General features: G+C 58.5%; 18 protein-coding genes, 1 tRNA gene and 1 riboswitch. Of the genes, 10 read left to right on the forward strand and 9 right to left on the reverse strand.

From position 1 onward, the window contains the following. Nucleotides 1–178: 178 nt before the first annotated feature. Nucleotides 179–254 (reverse strand) — tRNA-Lys (locus tag ACR0DB_RS19345). A gap of 211 nt (nucleotides 255–465) precedes the next feature. On the opposite strand from ACR0DB_RS19345, the gene dapF reads away from it, so the two are divergent. Together dapF and mtaB are read left to right on the forward strand one after the other, a co-directional pair. Further along, the gene (gene dapF, locus ACR0DB_RS19350; RefSeq protein WP_170355728.1) at nucleotides 466–1,308 is read left to right on the forward strand and encodes a diaminopimelate epimerase; all 843 of its coding nucleotides are present in this window, start codon (nucleotides 466–468) and stop codon (nucleotides 1,306–1,308) included. Further along, complete coding sequence (gene mtaB / locus ACR0DB_RS19355; RefSeq protein WP_480552556.1) at nucleotides 1,305–2,561, forward strand: tRNA (N(6)-L-threonylcarbamoyladenosine(37)-C(2))-methylthiotransferase MtaB; 1,257 nt, start codon at nucleotides 1,305–1,307, stop codon at nucleotides 2,559–2,561. The genes dapF and mtaB overlap by 4 nt, the downstream gene beginning before the upstream one ends. Before the next feature lie 142 nt (nucleotides 2,562–2,703). Here mtaB and ACR0DB_RS19360 read toward each other — a convergent pair whose 3' ends face one another. The 3 genes from ACR0DB_RS19360 to petA are packed head-to-tail and all read right to left on the reverse strand — an operon-like array spanning nucleotide 2,704 to nucleotide 5,434. Further along, nucleotides 2,704–3,489 carry a cytochrome c1 gene (locus ACR0DB_RS19360; RefSeq protein WP_480503561.1) on the reverse strand — a complete coding sequence of 262 codons (786 nt, stop codon included), beginning with the start codon at nucleotides 3,487–3,489 and terminating at the stop codon, nucleotides 2,704–2,706. Nucleotides 3,490–3,506: 17 nt separating this feature from the next. Beyond that, a complete protein-coding gene (gene petB / locus ACR0DB_RS19365) occupies nucleotides 3,507–4,838 on the reverse strand; it encodes a cytochrome b (protein WP_170770774.1) in 1,332 nt (443 codons plus the stop codon). 11 nt (nucleotides 4,839–4,849) lie between these two features. Further along, nucleotides 4,850–5,434, reverse strand: a complete 585-nt coding sequence (gene petA / locus ACR0DB_RS19370) for a ubiquinol-cytochrome c reductase iron-sulfur subunit (protein ID WP_170785419.1) — start codon at nucleotides 5,432–5,434, stop codon at nucleotides 4,850–4,852. Between the two features lie 489 nt (nucleotides 5,435–5,923). On the opposite strand from petA, the gene ACR0DB_RS19375 reads away from it, so the two are divergent. Next, on the forward strand, nucleotides 5,924–6,367 hold the full coding sequence (locus ACR0DB_RS19375) for a c-type cytochrome (RefSeq protein WP_170770772.1): 444 nt from the start codon (nucleotides 5,924–5,926) through the stop codon (nucleotides 6,365–6,367). Nucleotides 6,368–6,369: 2 nt separating this feature from the next. On the opposite strand, the gene ACR0DB_RS19380 is transcribed toward ACR0DB_RS19375, so the two are convergent. Next, nucleotides 6,370–6,984 carry an FMN-binding negative transcriptional regulator gene (locus tag ACR0DB_RS19380; RefSeq protein ID WP_480552557.1) on the reverse strand — a complete coding sequence of 205 codons (615 nt, stop codon included), beginning with the start codon at nucleotides 6,982–6,984 and terminating at the stop codon, nucleotides 6,370–6,372. Between the two features lie 55 nt (nucleotides 6,985–7,039). Then, nucleotides 7,040–7,188, forward strand: a riboswitch (FMN riboswitch). Nucleotides 7,189–7,258: 70 nt separating this feature from the next. Between ACR0DB_RS19380 and ACR0DB_RS19385 the strand changes: the two genes are divergently transcribed. The 5 genes from ACR0DB_RS19385 (at nucleotide 7,259) to cobO (ending at nucleotide 11,226) form a co-directional block, all read left to right on the forward strand. Next, complete coding sequence (locus ACR0DB_RS19385; protein ID WP_480552558.1) at nucleotides 7,259–7,699, forward strand: 6,7-dimethyl-8-ribityllumazine synthase; 441 nt, start codon at nucleotides 7,259–7,261, stop codon at nucleotides 7,697–7,699. Nucleotides 7,700–7,841: 142 nt separating this feature from the next. Continuing rightward, entirely contained in the window at nucleotides 7,842–8,951 is a 1,110-nt protein-coding gene (aroC, locus tag ACR0DB_RS19390; RefSeq protein ID WP_480552559.1) for a chorismate synthase, read from the forward strand. After that, entirely contained in the window at nucleotides 8,926–9,600 is a 675-nt protein-coding gene (locus ACR0DB_RS19395) for an HD domain-containing protein (RefSeq protein WP_480552560.1), read from the forward strand. The genes aroC and ACR0DB_RS19395 overlap by 26 nt, the downstream gene beginning before the upstream one ends. A 32-nt stretch (nucleotides 9,601–9,632) precedes the next feature. Then, nucleotides 9,633–10,568: a DMT family transporter gene (locus tag ACR0DB_RS19400; RefSeq protein ID WP_480552561.1), complete on the forward strand. Its 936-nt coding sequence runs from the start codon at nucleotides 9,633–9,635 to the stop codon at nucleotides 10,566–10,568. A gap of 58 nt (nucleotides 10,569–10,626) precedes the next feature. Beyond that, nucleotides 10,627–11,226, forward strand: coding sequence for a cob(I)yrinic acid a,c-diamide adenosyltransferase (gene cobO, locus ACR0DB_RS19405; protein ID WP_480552562.1), 600 nt, complete (start codon nucleotides 10,627–10,629; stop codon nucleotides 11,224–11,226). Between the two features lie 53 nt (nucleotides 11,227–11,279). Here cobO and ACR0DB_RS19410 read toward each other — a convergent pair whose 3' ends face one another. The 4 genes from ACR0DB_RS19410 to ACR0DB_RS19425 all read right to left on the reverse strand — a co-directional run bounded on the left by ACR0DB_RS19410 (nucleotide 11,280) and on the right by ACR0DB_RS19425 (nucleotide 15,401). Continuing rightward, nucleotides 11,280–12,848 (reverse strand): alkaline phosphatase D family protein, encoded by a 1,569-nt coding sequence (locus ACR0DB_RS19410; RefSeq protein WP_480552564.1) that lies wholly within the window; start codon nucleotides 12,846–12,848, stop codon nucleotides 11,280–11,282. A gap of 133 nt (nucleotides 12,849–12,981) precedes the next feature. Next, nucleotides 12,982–13,347, reverse strand: a complete 366-nt coding sequence (locus ACR0DB_RS19415) for an SPW repeat domain-containing protein (protein WP_480552566.1) — start codon at nucleotides 13,345–13,347, stop codon at nucleotides 12,982–12,984. Between the two features lie 110 nt (nucleotides 13,348–13,457). Continuing rightward, entirely contained in the window at nucleotides 13,458–14,408 is a 951-nt protein-coding gene (locus ACR0DB_RS19420; protein WP_170785404.1) for an AraC family transcriptional regulator, read from the reverse strand. Between the two features lie 126 nt (nucleotides 14,409–14,534). Further along, nucleotides 14,535–15,401: a branched-chain amino acid aminotransferase gene (locus tag ACR0DB_RS19425; protein WP_170785402.1), complete on the reverse strand. Its 867-nt coding sequence runs from the start codon at nucleotides 15,399–15,401 to the stop codon at nucleotides 14,535–14,537. Between the two features lie 159 nt (nucleotides 15,402–15,560). Here ACR0DB_RS19425 and ACR0DB_RS19430 point away from each other — a divergent pair, with 159 nt between their 5' ends. Together ACR0DB_RS19430 and ACR0DB_RS19435 are read left to right on the forward strand one after the other, a co-directional pair. Beyond that, entirely contained in the window at nucleotides 15,561–16,073 is a 513-nt protein-coding gene (locus ACR0DB_RS19430; RefSeq protein ID WP_170770752.1) for a MarR family winged helix-turn-helix transcriptional regulator, read from the forward strand. Beyond that, nucleotides 16,070–16,771 carry a response regulator gene (locus ACR0DB_RS19435; protein WP_170770751.1) on the forward strand — a complete coding sequence of 234 codons (702 nt, stop codon included), beginning with the start codon at nucleotides 16,070–16,072 and terminating at the stop codon, nucleotides 16,769–16,771. Before ACR0DB_RS19430 ends, ACR0DB_RS19435 begins: the two co-directional genes overlap by 4 nt. Nucleotides 16,772–16,773: the final 2 nt, after the last annotated feature.

The following is a 16,773-nucleotide window of genomic DNA, read 5'->3' on the forward strand; positions in this document are numbered from 1 at the left end:
TCCGGACCATTGAAAACCTTACAAACTGGATGACAAAACGATCCAAACCATGTGGCTCATTGCCATGCGGCCGTAGAACAACAACACCAGAAACCGTGTTACATTGCTTCTGTTAGACAAACCCCGATGGCAGAAGACCAGAGATCACTCACACACAGCATTGTAGAAATGAAAAAAGTGGTGAGCCGTGCAGGATTCGAACCTGCGACCCACTGATTAAAAGTCAGTTGCTCTACCAACTGAGCTAACGGCCCACTCTTTTGTCTGGATCCTTCGATCCGTGGCGCTCTCTAAGACATTTTCCCGATCGGGTGCAAGTCCTTATTTCACGCTTCGTTCCGCCTGTAATTTCTTACGTTTCGGCGACCCGATAGGCGGCCTAATTAGGCAGGGGACGCAGGGGGGTCAACCCCTTTTTTCAGGAATCTGCGCGATAGGGTGGATTCATTTCAAAGGCAGGTTTATATGCCCGCCATGCAACGAATACTGACTTCGGGTTTGCCCTTCATGAAGATGCACGGGCTGGGCAATGACTTTGTCATTGTGGATGCGCGTGCGCAAAGCATTGACCTAACACCAGCCCTGGCAAAGGGAATCGGGCACCGTCAGTTTGGCGTCGGCTTTGATCAGTTGGCAGTCATCGAAAACGGCGAATCGGATGCGCATCTGGTGTTCTACAACGCGGACGGGTCGACTTCGGCCGCGTGCGGCAATGCCACGCGCTGCATCGCCCGCTTCCTGATGGAGGAAACCGGCAAGCCCGAGCTGACCCTGACGACGGAACGCGGCACGCTTTATGCGCGCGACGCGGGCGACGGGCTGACCTCGGTCAACATGGGCCCACCGCAGCTGGAGTGGCACGAGATCCCCCTGGCCGAAGAGGTTGATACGCTGGAACTGCCTATCGAAGGCGTTCCCTCGGCAACCGGAATGGGCAATCCGCACTGCACATTCTTTGTGGACGATGCCGAGGCCATCCCACTGGAAGAATTCGGATCGCGCTACGAATATCACCCGCTTTATCCCGAACGCACGAACGTTCAGGTGGCGCAGATCATCGGCCCCGATCACATCCGTATGCGCGTGTGGGAGCGCGGCGTGGGCATCACGCTGGCCTCTGGCTCGTCTTCGTGTGCCACAGCGGTGGCGGCTGCACGGCGCGGCTTGACCGGGCGCAAGGTGCAGATCGAACTGGACGGCGGTACGATCTGGATCGACTGGCGCGACGATGGCGTTTGGATGACCGGCCCGACGGCTCATGTCTTCTCGGGCACGCTGACCCCTGAGTTTCTGGGGGCTCTGGGATGAGCGCGCCCAAGTTCACCACTCTGGGCTGCCGCCTGAACGCCTATGAGACCGAGGCGATGAAAGAACTGTCGCAACAGGCGGGTCTGTCGAACGCCGTGGTGGTGAACACCTGTGCCGTGACGGCCGAGGCCGTGCGTAAAGCCCGGCAGGAAATCCGCAAGCTGCGCCGGGAAAACCCCGATGCGCGTCTGATCGTGACCGGTTGCGCGGCCCAAACCGAACCCGAAACCTTTGCCCGAATGGACGAGGTCGACGCGGTCATCGGCAATACCGAGAAGATGCAGCCCGACACGTGGAAAGGCATGGCCGCCGATTTCATTGGTCAGACCGAAGCGGTACAGGTCGATGACATCATGTCCGTAACCGAGACCGCAGGTCACCTGATCGATGGCTTCGGCACCCGATCCCGCGCCTATGTGCAGGTCCAGAACGGCTGTGATCACCGCTGCACTTTCTGCATCATTCCATACGGGCGTGGCAACTCGCGCAGCGTCCCTGCGGGCGTCGTGGTGGATCAGATCAAGCGGCTGGTGGACCGGGGCTATAACGAGGTTGTGCTTACAGGTGTCGACCTGACCTCATGGGGCGCCGACCTGCCTGCTCAGCCGAAGCTAGGTGATCTGGTGATGCGTATCCTCAAGCTGGTTCCCGACCTGCCGCGCCTGCGGATCAGCTCGATCGACTCGATCGAGGTCGATGAAAACCTTATGCAGGCTATCGCGACGGAACCGCGCCTGATGCCGCATTTGCACCTGTCGCTGCAGCATGGCGACGACCTGATCCTGAAACGCATGAAACGCCGCCACCTGCGCGACGACGCCATCCGCTTCACCGAAGAGGCCCGCAAGCTGCGCCCTAATATGACCTTTGGCGCGGACATAATCGCAGGCTTCCCCACCGAAACGGACGCCCATTTCGAGAACTCGCTGAAACTGGTTGCGGATTGCGACCTGACCTGGCTGCATGTCTTTCCCTATTCCAAACGCGAAGGCACACCGGCCGCCCGTATCCCACAGCAAATCAACGGTACCATCATCAAAGCCCGCGCCGCCCGGCTGCGCGCCGCCGGAGACGCTCAGGTCGCCGAACACCTGACAGCTCAACTTGGCAAAACCCATCACATCCTGATGGAAAACCCGCATATGGGGCGCACTGAGCAATTCACCGAAGTAACATTCACCACTCCACAACCCGAAGGCCAGATCGTCACCGCCACGATCACCGGTCACACGAGCAGCCAACTCAAAGCCTGATCCGTCCTTCAACTGGCTAAAAATATCCCGGGGTTGAATCGGCCGCAGGCCAAGAAGGGGCTGGCCCCTTCACATCGCCTGCAACAAAAAAACCCCGCAGCCTTCCGGCGCGGGGGTTTTCAATTTCAGCGACGCAAAAACCTTAGTCTTTGCGCTTACCTTTGACACCGGCCCACAGGCGCTTGTTCACCAGGTACAGCAGCACGGACAGAACCGACAGGAAGATCACGCCGACAAAACCGGAATACTTCCGCTCCATCATCTTGGGCTCAGCCGTCCACATCAGGAAGGCCGCAATATCCTCGGACATGGCTTCGACCGTGGCGGGGTGGCCATCGGCGAATTCAACCTGATCATCCGACATAGGAGGTGCCATTGAAATCCAGCCACCGGGGAAAGCCTTGTTCTCATAGAGAATGGTGCCAGCCTCTTCTTTTTCCTCGCCGGTATAACCGTCCAGCAGTGAGGCGATGTATTCCGCACCACCCATGCCTTTGAACAGCTGGTTGATCCCCAGACCGTATGGGCCGTGGAATCCGGCACGTGCTTTGGCCATCAGGCTCAGGTCCGGTGCACCAACGCCATTGTTGGCCGGGAAGTGGTCGGTCGGGATGGCCGCGCGGAAATCATCCAGCTCGGGATCGAACACTTCGAAGTTCTCTGCCGAATAGGCGATCACTTCTTCTTCCGAGTATCCCAGCGCTTCCAGATCACGCAGAGGTACATATTGCAGGCCGTGGCAGGCCGCGCAGACCTCGGTATAGATCTGAAGACCGCGCTGCAGCTGGTTTTGATCCCAGGTGCCAAACGGCCCTTCGAACGAGAAGTGGAAATCCTCGATATGCTGCTCGCCGCCACCTGCCGCGAAAGACGCAGCAGGGGTAAGGGCCAAGGCAAACGCGGCACCGATTGCAAGTTTCTTGAACATGTTTCCGGTCCCTCTTCTTACTCGGCCGGCGTGGCGTCGGCGTCAGCCTTGCCATAATGCGCGTTGAAGTCTTCTTCGATCGTCTCCGGCTGTGCATCGGGCTTTTCGATTACACCCAGGATCGGCAGGATCACGAAGAAATAGGCGAACCAGTAGGCGGACGCGATCAGCGAGAAGGTCGCATAGGGCTCCTCGGCGGGCATCGCACCCAGCCACATCAGGGCAAAGAAGTCGACGATCAGCAGGTAGAACCACCATTTGAACATCGGACGGTATTTGCCCGAACGCACTGTCGATGTGTCCAGCCACGGGGCCAGCGCCATCGCCAGGATCGCACCGAACATCGCCAGAACACCAAAGAATTTGGCGTCGATGATGCCGCCGGTGATGAAGCTGGCGAATTGCACAACCCAGACCTCGCCGGTGAAGGCACGCAGGATCGCGTAGAATGGCAGGAAGTACCATTCAGGCACGATGTGTGCCGGCGTGACCAGCGGGTTGGCTTCAATGTAGTTATCGGGGTGGCCCAGATAGTTCGGCATGAAGCCGACAACCGCCCAGAACACGACCAGGATCACGGCCAGTGCGAACAGATCCTTGATCACGAAATACGGCCAGAAGGGCAGAGTGTCTTTCTCGGCATCAGCTTTCGACGTACGGCGAACCTCAACACCCGTGGGGTTGTTGTTGCCGGTGGTGTGGAAGGCCCAGATATGCACGATCACCAGCGCCGCAATCACGAACGGCAGCAGATAGTGCAACGAGAAGAAGCGGTTCAGCGTAGCGTTATCCACCGCGGGTCCACCCAGCAGCCACGTCTGGATCGCGTCACCAACGAAGGGGATCGCGCCAAACAGTCCGGTGATCACGGTCGCTCCCCAGAAGGACATCTGACCCCAGGGCAGAACATAGCCCATGAAGGCAGTACCCATCATCATCAGGTAGATCAGCATCCCGATGATCCACGTAATCTCACGCGGCGCTTTGTACGAGCCGTAGAACAGGCCACGGAAGATATGGATGTAGACCGCAACAAAGAACAGCGATGCGCCATTCATGTGCAGATAGCGCAGCATATAGCCGCCATTCACGTTGCGCATGATGTGCTCGATGCTGGCAAAGGCCAGATCAACATGCGGGGTGTAGTGCATCACCAGAACGATACCGGTGACGATTTGCAGCGCCAGGCAGAACGCCAGGACGATGCCCCAGATCCACCACCAGTTCAGGTTCTTGGGGGTGGGGATCATGATGGTGTCGTAAATCAGGCCGACGATGGGCAGGCGGCTGTTCAGCCATTTCTCGCCGTTTGTCTTCGGCTCGTAATGATCGTGGGGAATTCCGGACATCTGGGTCTCCCTTAGCCGAGTTTAATGGTGCTGTTGTCTGTCCATTCCGCAGGCGGAACAGGCAGGTTTTCAGGCGCGGGGCCTTTACGGATTCGGCCAGCCAAGTCGTAGTGCGAACCGTGGCAGGGGCAGAACCAGCCGCCAAAGTCACCGGCATCACCCAGCGGCACACAGCCCAGGTGCGTACATACGCCCATCTGAACCAGCCAGGCACCGGGGGCTTCGCCCTCGGGCGAGGGCATGACGCGGTTTTCGTCGGTCGCGGGCGCATCAGCCGGTTGGTTGAAGTTGCGCGCCAGCGGATCGGGCAGCGCATCCAGACCTTCGGCGTCCTGCTCTTTGGCCTCTTGGATCTCGGCACCGGTGCGGTGACGGATAAAGACGGGTTTACCCAGCCATTTCACAGTCAGCTGCGTCCCCGGCTCAACGCCGCTCACGTCCACACGGATCGAGGACAGCGCCTGAACGTCTGCCGAGGGATTCATTTGGTTGATCAGGGGCCATACGGCTGCACCCGTCGCAACGACACCTGCGCCGCCAGCGACGTAGTAGAGGAAATCTCTGCGGGTGCCTTCGTGGTCTTCTGCGTGGGACACGAGGTTTTCTCCGATTCCGGCGCCCGGAGGATACCGGGCAAACATGCATCAGCACCGCATCAAAGCGGCGTCTCATCGCGGCTATCTATCCGGGAGAAATCGGTTCGTCCAGCGGTCATAGGCGCGCACTACGCCGCATCTGGGCATTCATGTCACAACGTCAGGGTATTTTTTCAAGGTCCGGGCCGGTTTGACCGGAAAAATCCACCTTTGCCCGCCCACGTCTGCTTGGGGTGATTCGGTTTGCTTTGGGCACGCCCGTCACCCTGATGGGTCTCAGTATTCTGGCCGGAGATTTCAGGTGAAATCACCCATAATTTTCCTGATTTTGGCCATAAAAATTTCAACTTTCGCCAGATTTGACCCAGCTAAATATATGAGTTCAAATTAGATATTTCAGAATGCTCGGGTGAGACGCGATTTTGATTGCACTTAAAAGATGAATGCAAGAAGGCGCGGGCAAGGACAATTCTCAGCAGGACGCATCCCATGCCCAAATTTCCCCTGATCACGTTTGTTTTCGCTCTGTCGCTGTCCTCGCAGGTCAGCGCCGCCGGGGACGCAGCCAAAGGAAAGGCGCTTTATAACCGGTGTTCCTCGTGCCACGCGATCATCAAGGGTGATGAGGTTCTGGTCAAAGGTGGAATCACCGGACCGAATCTATTTGGCGTAGTCGGGCGCGTTGCGGGTACAGAAACTGACTACTTGAATGGAAGCGAACGCCTGCCTATTGGCTTGTTCACCGATGATATGATCCGCGCTGGACAAGAGGGGCTTGTCTGGACCGAAGACAACATTGCCGCCTATTCAAAAGATCCGATCCGCTTCATCAAAGACTACCTGGACGACGAAACCGCCCGCCCCAACATGAGCGTGCAGCTGAAAAAAGGTGCCGAAGATATCGCCGCCTATCTGGCCACCTTCAGCAACTGACCCTAGCGCTGGCCGCGCATCAGCGTGGCCAGCTTTGCCAAGTCCACCCCGATCCCACCGCCGACCTGATCCGCCGCCGCGAAGCGCACAGCATCGGGTTTGTTCTGATTCAGCTTCCAGGTGCCCTGAATATCATCCACCTGTATCCGACAGGGCACGATCATGCGCATCATCCGGTCCAGCGCCTCGGGCGTCATCTTGTCTGTTGTCCAGGGTGGTTTGGGCAACAGCCGCTGCTCATAAAAGGCCGACTGGCGGTCCAGAAGGCCCTGCAACTCATCATGTGGCCGCAGTTCCAACTCGCCTGTCAGATGGACCGCAACATAGTTCCAGGTCGGCACCTGATCTTCGACCCCGTACCAATCGGGTGAGACATAGCCATCCGGCCCGGCCACGGCAATTTTCGCTGCGCGCGGTTCTGTCAGCGCGCGGACAATCGGGTTCGACCGCACCAGGTGCATTTCAGCGACCATGCCATCTTCGCTCAGAAGGAAAGGCACATGACTGATCAACGGAACGTCTGTGGTGGACAGCGCCAATACGCCAAAGGCCCGCGCGCGGGCAAATTCGACACTTAGGGCCAGATCTTCAGCGCGGAAAGCTGGGTTTGGGTGCATTACATATCTCCTGACGGAATGCCTTGCAGATTCGCAGCGATCTTGGCAAGGTCCGCGTCGTTCTCAGGGCGGGGTGAAATTCCCCACCGGCGGTATGCGGTCGCTGATCCGTAAGCCCGCGAGCGGCCTCGGTACACGAGGTGACAAGCAGATCTGGTGAGAAGCCAGAGCCGACGGTTAAAGTCCGGATGAAAGAGAACGTGCAGCGTGCCAACCGGCGCGGCTGCTCGTGATCGCCTTGGGTGACGTGTCTGTTTTGCTAAGGAGATCACAAATGACACACACCCGATATGCTTTCGTCAAAGCCAACTGGCATTCCGATATTGTCGATCAGGCGCTGGAAGGGTTCCAGCAACTTATCCCCGCCGACCAAATCGACGTCTACGATGCCCCTGGCGCGTTTGAAATGCCCCTGCTGGCCCTCGATCTGGCCCAGACTGGACGATACGCCGCTATCGCCTGTGCCGCTTTTGTGGTGGATGGTGGTATCTACCGGCATGATTTCGTGGCAAAGGCGGTGGTCGACGGGTTGATGCGCGCGGGGATGGACACGGGCGTGCCGGTCCTGTCGGTCTCGCTGACTCCGCACCAGTATCAGGAAACCGACCATCACAACGCCATCTACCGCGCCCATTTCGTCGAAAAAGGCCGCGAGGCCGCTCAGGCGGCTCTGACAATCACAAAAACCCGCGCCTCAATCGTACAAGCGGCCTGATCGTTCTTCTGTTCGAAAATACCTCGGGGGAGTCGCGCCCGCGCGACGGGGGCAGCGCCCCCTTCCCCCGCTTTCCGCATGCAAATCCGCTTGAGGCCAAAGACACTCCCCGCTAATCACAATTTCCAAAGGAGCACGCCCCATGTCGATGAACAGCTTTGGACACCTCTTCCGCGTCACCACTTGGGGTGAAAGTCATGGCCCCGCCTTGGGCGCCACGGTGGATGGTTGCCCTCCGGGTGTCGCCATAGACGAAGCCATGATCCAGCACTGGCTGGACAAGCGCAAACCCGGGCAGAACAAGTTCACGACCCAGCGCCGTGAGCCCGATCAGGTGAAAATCCTTTCAGGCGTGTTCGAAGGTCAGACTACAGGCACCCCGGTTCAACTGATGATTGAGAACACCGATCAACGTTCGAAAGACTACGGCGACATCATCGACAAGTTCCGTCCGGGTCACGCCGATATCACCTATTGGCAGAAATACGGCATCCGCGATTATCGCGGCGGCGGGCGCAGCTCGGCCCGTGAAACCGCATCGCGTGTGGCCGCAGGCGGGCTGGCGCGCGAGGCGATCAAACAGATCGCGCCCAATGTGCAGATCACCGGCTATATGACGCAAATCGGCCCGCATAAGATCGACCGCGCCAATTTCGACTGGTCGCAGATCGAACAGAACCCGTTCTGGACCCCCGATGCCCAAGCCGCTGACGGCTGGGCCGCCTATCTGGATGACCTGCGCAAATCCGGAAACTCGGTTGGCGCTGTGGTCGAAGTCGTCGCGCGGGGCGTCCCCGCTGGGCTAGGCGCTCCGATATATGCCAAATTAGACACTGATCTGGCGGCTGCGATGATGTCGATCAATGCCGTCAAAGGTGTCGAGATAGGCGAAGGCATGGCCGCCGCCGAACTGACAGGTGAGGCCAACGCCGATGAGATTTTCATGGGTCAGAACGGCCCGCAATACAGCTCCAACCACGCGGGCGGAATTCTGGGCGGTATCTCGACCGGGCAGGACATCGTGGTGCGGTTTGCGGTAAAGCCGACCTCATCCATCCTGACCACACGCAAGACGATCACCAAATCGGGTGAGGAAACCGAGATCATCACCAAAGGCCGCCACGACCCCTGCGTCGGCATCCGAGCCGTCCCGGTGGGTGAGGCGATGATGGCCTGCGTGATTCTGGACCACCTGCTGCTGCATCGCGGTCAGATCGGAGAAAACCGTGGACATATCGGCTGTCCTGCGTAGCCGCCTGCGCGCTGTCGTGGCGCAACGCATGGAAACGGACCCGGCCCATGATCTGGCCCATCTGGACCGCGTCTGGGTAAACGCTCGGGCCATTTCCGATGACCAGACTGACATGACCGTCCTGCTTGCCGCCAGCTATCTGCACGATCTGGTCAACTTGCCAAAAGATGACCCAGATCGCCATCTGGCTTCGCGCAAGTCCGCATCGGAATCAGTGCCTATTCTGAGTGGATTCGGCTTTAGCCGCGCCCAGGTTGACGCCACCAAACATGCTATTGAGGCACATAGCTTCTCGGCCAATATCCCGCCCGAGACGCCCGAGGCACGCATCCTGCGAGATGCCGACAGGCTGGATGCGCTGGGTGCCATCGGGATTGCACGGAACTTTTCGGTCTCGGGCGCATTGGGGCGCACGCTCTACGATGCAGCCGATCCGTTTGCGGCTGATCGCGCGCTGGATGATCTGCACTATTCGCTCGACCATTGGAAAGTGAAACTGCTGAGCTTGTCTGATGACATGCTGACTGAAACCGGGCGGCAGATCGCAAAAGCAAGGACCGCGCGTATGATCCGTTTTCTGCACGAATTCGCCGAGGAAATCGGCAGTGACCTGCCGCGGACGTGGATAAACGGCGACGCGACCGGTTGATCTTTGCCCGTTAAAGGCGCAGGGTCCGGCCCATGGCAAAATCCTTAACATCGCATCGACCCGCCCTGGCGGTGGGTCTGAAGCTGGGCGCATTGTTCCTGTTCACGGCTATGGCCGCATTGGTCAAAGCGCTGTCGGATACGTTCCCGCCGGGCGAGATGGTCTTTTTCCGCTCGCTCTTTGCCATCCCTGTGATCATTGGCTGGCTGCTCTGGCGTGGAGAGCTGGCGCAAGGGTTGATCACCCGAAAGCCGATGGGCCACGTCTGGCGCGGTGTTCTGGGAACTTCGGCCATGGGGCTGACCTTTACGGGGCTGGCCCTGCTGCCTCTGCCCGAGGTCACGGCCATTGGTTACGCCACGCCGATCTTCACGCTGATTCTGGCGGCCGTCATTCTGGGTGAACGTATTCGCATGATCCGTATCGGTGCGGTCAGCCTTGGGCTGCTGGGCGTTCTGATCATGATCTGGCCCCGGCTGGGCGGCAACAACATGGAAAGCACGGCAACCCTCGGCGCGCTATGCGTTCTGGTTGCCACGATGGCGCGAGGATTCGTGCAAATCCATATCCGACAACTGGTTCAGGTCGATCACCCCGCCGCCGTGGCCTTTTACTTTTCTGTTACGGCAACGCTGCTGTCCGCCTTGACGGCATTTTGGGGATGGACCGCGCCCACGCTTGAACAGACCCTAATATTGGCACTTGTAGGGCTGACAGGAGGGGTTGCACAGATATTGGTCACGACGTCCTACAAGTTCGCGCAAGCCTCGATGCTGGCACCTTATGACTATACCACGATGCTGTTTGCGGTGGTCATCGGCTATGTCTGGTTCGACGAGCTGCCGACTTTGGTCATGCTGGGTGGGGCAGCGTTGGTTATCGCGGGAAATGTGGTGGTGATCCTGCGCGAACGGCAACTGGGGCTGGAGCGGGCAAAAGCGCGTTCAGTCACGGATCCCAAAGGCTGATCTTTACCTTTCGCGAACTTCACCTAGGTTGGGCGCAACACAAGGAAAGGTTCCCACCATGAGTGATGCGCAGGATCACAAGGAAAAGATGCAGAAGGTGCAGGCCCAGCATCGCAAGAAAGTCTCCGAGGCCGTAGACCCCGAGCGCGGGCTGGTCCTGATCAATACCGGCAAGGGCAAGGGTAAATCCTCGGCTGCGTTTGGTGTGGTGATCCGGGCGCTGGGTTGGGGCCAGAAAGTGGCCGTGGTGCAGTTCATCAAGGGCAAGTGGAAAACGGGCGAGCGCCGCTTTTTCGAAGAGCGCGATCTGGTCACCTGGCACACGATGGGCGAAGGCTTTACCTGGGACACGCAAGACCGCGAGCGTGACATCGCCGCCGCCAACGCGGCCTTTGACAAAGCGCGGGCGTTGATGGCCAGTGGCGAATACGACCTTGTGGTGCTGGACGAGATCAACATCGCCCTGCGCTATGAATATCTGACGGTGGATCAGGTGATTGATGGTCTGAACGAACGGGCAGTCAACACTGGCGTGTTCCTGACGGGCCGCGACGCGCCGCAAGCCCTGCGAGACTATGCCGATCTGGTCACGGAAATGACCGAAGAAAAACACCCGTTTCAAGCTGGCATCAAAGCCCAGCGCGGCGTGGACTATTAAACTTTGGGATGACAGAGCGCCCCCGATCATAAGTCAGGGGCGCTCTGATCCTATCAAATTGCGCGAGACTTCGGGTCCAGCGTGATCGACCAAAGCTCGGTATCGGCGCGGTCCATCAGACGCACTGTCATCTGCTCGGTTGCACCGTCGATATCCACCAATCCAAAGAACTGAAGGCCAGCGCTGGGCGGCAGGTTGGCACCCTGATCCTCAGTCGGGGCTTTGACGAATTTGACTTCGGGACCAAAGGTCCCATCCAGCGCGTTCGGACCAAAGGTTCCAGCGTGCAACGGGCCCGAGACGAATTCCCAGAACGGCTCAAAATCCTGAAACTGCGCTTTGTTAGGGTCATAGTAGTGCGCAGCAGTATAGTGAACGTCAGCCGTGAACCAAACCGTATTGGTGATCCCGGCGGTTTTGACAAACCGCAACAGATCGGCAATCTCCAACTCGCGTCCTTTGGCGGGGCCACTATCACCGTTCGAGATCGCCTCGGCCCCGGACTTTTCGCGCCAGTTGTCCCAGACGATCAACCCAATCGGCATGTCGGACGCGATAACCTTCCACGTCGCCTCGGACGCGGCCAGTTCCCGTTTCAGCCAAGCCAGTTGCTCGGCCCCCAGAATGCGGGACTGATCAGTGATCTCATCCTCCATCGAGGCCCCGTTCGGCCCGCGATAGCTGCGTAGGTCCAAAAAGAACACGTCCAGCATTGGACCATATGCGATCTTGCGATACACCCGCCCCGGCTCGGCCGGGGTGATGCGCAGCGGTGTCATTTCGTGGAAGGCACGGGCAGCGCGGGATTGCAGCACGTGCACCGATTTCTCAGAATAGCGGTCGTCCGAGATCAGGTCTTTCGCATCCGACCAGTTGTTCACGACCTCATGGTCATCCCACTGAAAGAAGGTCGGGCAGACGGCGTTCATAGTGCGCACATGCTCGTCCATCATGTTGTATTTCCACTGACCACGGAATTCGTCCAGCGTTTCAGCCACTTTGCGTTTCTCGTCGATCAGGGTGGTGTTTTTCCAGATCAGTTTATCATCTTTGACGACCTCATCCTGCATCGGACCATCGGCATAAATCGTGTCGCCCGAGTGGATGAAGAAATCGGGCTTGTGCTGCGCCATGGTGGCGTAGGTGCGCATCCCTTCGTCGTCGATGCCCCAACCCTGCCCAGCGGTATCGCCCGACCAGGCAAAGCGGATATTCCGGCGTGAGGTCGGTGCAGTGCGAAATTGACCAATAATAGGCTCTGATATGGCGCTAATGTCGTGTAGATCCGCTGCGGTAAACCGATAGAAGATGTCCTGATCCGACGGCAACCCGTCGACCAACCGCTTGACGGCCAAGTCGCTGTTGGGGATTGCATCCATAGGGGTCAGTTTGCGCGCATCGGAAAAGCTCTCGGTGGTCGAGACCTCCATCATCACGCGAGCCGGTCGATCGGTGCGAGTCCAGATCATACCCGACGTGGTGTCAACATCACCCGACTGAACGCCGTGGGTGAAAACCGGGCGCGAGGATGCGCGGCTGATGGCTGGCATGGACAGTGATGCGGCGAAGGCGGTGCTGCCAGCCAGAAAGGCTCGGCGATTGGGGCGTAGGATTCGGGTCATTTGGGCTCTCCTGTCTGGTGGTCCTTAGGGACCACGCGATTGGTGAGCGGCAGTGAGCCGCCTGTTTGTAAAACAAGCGGCTCAGTTTTTTGAAAGTATCACGATGATATTGTGACACTTGTGGACAAGGTGCTTAGGCCGTGACTTCCTGTTCCGGCGCGCTGAGTGCGATCACGACAACAACTGCCGCACCGTTCACCCAGTAGAATACCGCATCCAGGCCGGAAAATCCAAGCAGGCTGGGCGCAGCAAGGAAGGTCAACCCGACCAGAAGATCGACTGTCAGGTGCAGTTTATAGGGCAGCACACGCCAAATCCCCAGATGGTGATCGGTCAGCACGGTCAGCACAAATGCTGCGACGCCGGTCACGACCGACAGCCACAGCGCCAGCGGGTTGGATTGGCCTAGACCCAGTATGAATGGCAAGGTCATCAGCGCAATGGCAACGGGGTAATCCAGATAGGCGTGAATGTTGCGGGTCACGAAACGGGCAGACATGGAAGGTTCCTTTCCTTAGCTTGGTATGAGTCCAAGTTAGATCAGTAACCCCGAACGCATCAGTCCGGATCGTTCGCATGATATTGCAGATCGTCCAAAATTCCGTCGCTTCAGTGCATGGCTCGATAAGCCGCCGGGGACAGACCGACCTGCTTCTTGAACACGCGCGAGAATGCGGCCTCGGACGCATAGCCTACTTCTGCAGCTGCGTCCGCGACGTTCCAGCGGCTTTCGGTCAGACCATGGCAGGCGATCTGCATGCGCCAGTCGGTCAGGTATTGCATCGGAGTCGTGCCCATCTTTTCGGCGAATAATTGAGCAAAGGCCGTGCGTGACATCCCGGCCTCGCGGGCCAGCAACTCGACGCTCCAGTCCTGCGCCGGAGACTGGTGGAAAGCTGTCAGCGCGCGTGACACGCGGGGATCAGCAAACCCAGCCAAGGCAGATTCGCTGGGGCTTTGATGTTCCAGATGGGCGCGGATGGCTTGGGCAAACAGCACTTCGGATAGTTTCAGCGCAATCAGATCGCCGCCAATGCGGGCGCCGCTGACCTCGGACCCGATCATGCGCAGGGTCGATTCGATCCAGGCTCCGGCCTCTTCGCCGTAGTTCTCGATCAGGATATAGGGGGGGAGCCGGTCGATTAGCATATGTCCCGTGCCCTGTCGCCCCGGCGGGCCGGTGAACGAGAAATGCCCGCAGATCAGCTGCGTATCCCGGCTTTTGTCCTCGCCGCCATAGACCAGAACGCCGTCGCCTTGGTAGCCGGATTTTTCCAGCACCTCTTCCAAAGGCAAAGCGTCCAGCGGTTTAACCTCATTGCAGAGCAGAGCATGCGCGGACCCGTGCGGGATCAGGATCAGGTCGCCTTGCCGTAGCCGCAGTGTTTCGCCGGTGGTCGAGACATGCACCTTCAGCTCGCCCCGCTGTACAAAGTGAAACCGGGCCACGTTTTCGAAGGCTGGCACCTGGACGCCAAAGGGCGGCGTGAACGATGTGCGGAAGTAGAACGTGCCTTTTAGGGACAGGCGCGTGAGGATATCGCTGAGCAGGTCTAACATATGCTTAACCTAAACGATTATGCGCATACATCCATGGGTTCGAACGATCTGCAATAAATCCCGCACGTTTGGCAAAAGAAAACCCCCGCGGATCCGCGGGGGTTCGTTAGAATTGGTTGTTTGGGATCAGGCGCGGACCAACGCCTCATAGTCCGAGGCGATCTCGCGGGTGAGGTCGCCTACCTCGAAAGTATAATCGCCAATTTGCCCGACCGGAGTGACCTCGGCCGCTGTACCGGTCAGCCAGCATTGTTCGAATTCGGCCATTTCCTCGGGCTTGATGCGGCGTTCGTGGACAGTGATGCCCTTGTCTTTCAGCATCTGAATGACGGTCTGGCGGGTGATGCCGTTCAAAAAGCAGTCGGCTAGAGGGGTGTGAACTTCACCATCTTTGACGAAGAAGACATTGGCGCCGGTAGCCTCGGCCACATAGCCGTTGTAGTCCATGAACAATGCATCCGAGCATCCCTTGGCCTCGGCTTTGTGCTTGGAGATGGTGCAGATCATGTAGAGACCCGCCGCTTTGGCGTGAACCGGGATGGTTTCGGGGCTGGGGCGTTTCCATTCTGCGATATCCAGCTTCGCACCCTGCATCTTGGCGTCGCCGTAGTAAGCGCCCCAAGGCCAGACAGCCACGGCCATCCGCACCGGGTTCTTGGCCGATGCGACGCCCATATCCTCACCCGAGCCGCGCCAGACCAGAACGCGCACATAGGCGTCCTGCAGTCCGCTGGCTTTCAGGGTTTCTTCCTTGGCGGCCTCGATATCGTCCACCGAATACGGCATTGGCATGTCCAGAGCCTCGGCCGAGGCGATCAGACGCTCGGAATGTTCGCGGCTTTTAAAGATTTTGCCGCCATAGGCACGTTCGCCCTCAAAGACCGAAGACGCATAGTGCATCGCATGGGTCAGGATGTGTACATTGGCCTCGCGCCAGGGCACCAGTTTGCCATCCAACCAGATGACACCATCACGATCATCATATCCCGACATGCGAAACCTCCTGAACCGGGCTGAAATTTCCGATTGTTGCGTTATTTAAGTCCGAAGCGGACATAATGTTGCGCAAAAACTGCGATTCGATACCTGTCTGCCCTTGGAATGTCAATAACGCTGACATAAACTCGACCCAAGTAACGAATGAGGCACAAGATGTCCGACACCCGTCCCGCCCAGGTCTTTGGCGGAGAAAGCCTGCTGTTTCTGACGGACGAGCAGCTACGGCAAGGGATCGAAGCGATGTTTTTCGCGTATCGCGGGTTTACGGCGGACCCTGATCGCATTCTGTCCGAACTGGCCTATGGTCGCGCGCATCACCGGGCCATTCATTTCATCAACCGGGCTCCGGGAACCACGGTGAACAATCTGCTGGCCATATTGGGCGTGACGAAACAGTCTCTGAACCGGGTGTTGCGAACCTTGATTGACGACGGGTTGGTCGAAAGTCGGGTGGGAACCGTGGACAAACGTGAAAGGCACCTATTTCTGACAGAGAGAGGCCGAGAATTGGAGACTACCTTGTCCGAGGCGCAGCGCGTTCGGATGCGGGCGGCGTACAAGGAAGCGGGCCCCGAGGCCGTTTCAGGGTTTCGTAAAGTGCTTGAAGCGATGATGGATGCTGATATGCGTCATGCATACAGAAAATTGCGGGATACCACCTCATGAGCGATATGGACGCGCATCTGCTGATCGTTGACGATGACGAACGCATTCGGGATCTGCTCAAGAAGTTTCTGATGCGGAACGGGTTTCTGGTGACGTCGGCCCGTGATGCAGCCCACGCGCGGCGGGTGTTGTCGGGGTTGGATTTCGACATGATCGTGCTGGATGTGATGATGCCGGGCGAAGATGGTGTTAGCCTAACGAAGGCGCTGCGCGAAACCCATTCGACGCCGATCCTGTTGCTTACCGCGCGCGGCGAGACCGAGCATCGGATCGCGGGGCTTGAGGCTGGGGCCGATGACTATTTGGCCAAGCCGTTCGAACCCAAGGAATTGTTGCTACGGATCAACGCGATCCTGCGTCGGATGCCCGAGACACCTGCGCAAGAGACGGTTAGCAAGATCCTGAACCTCGGACCTATCCGCTATGATGTTGAGAAGGGCGAGATGTGGCAGGGCGAAGAACCTGTGCGTCTGACGGCTACGGAAAGTCAGTTGATGAAGATTTTCTCAGCCCAACCGGGTGAGCCGATCAGCCGGTCGAAGCTGGTTGAAGATTTGGGCCGCGACAAAGGCCAGGCGCAGGAGCGCGCGGTGGACGTGCAGATCACCCGTTTGCGGCGCAAGATCGAACAGGACCCCAAGCAGCCGCGGTATTTGCAAACTGTGCGCGGTGCAGGGTACATGTTGGCCCCGGACTAAGG

The organism is Ruegeria sp. AB6, from assembly GCF_056542685.1.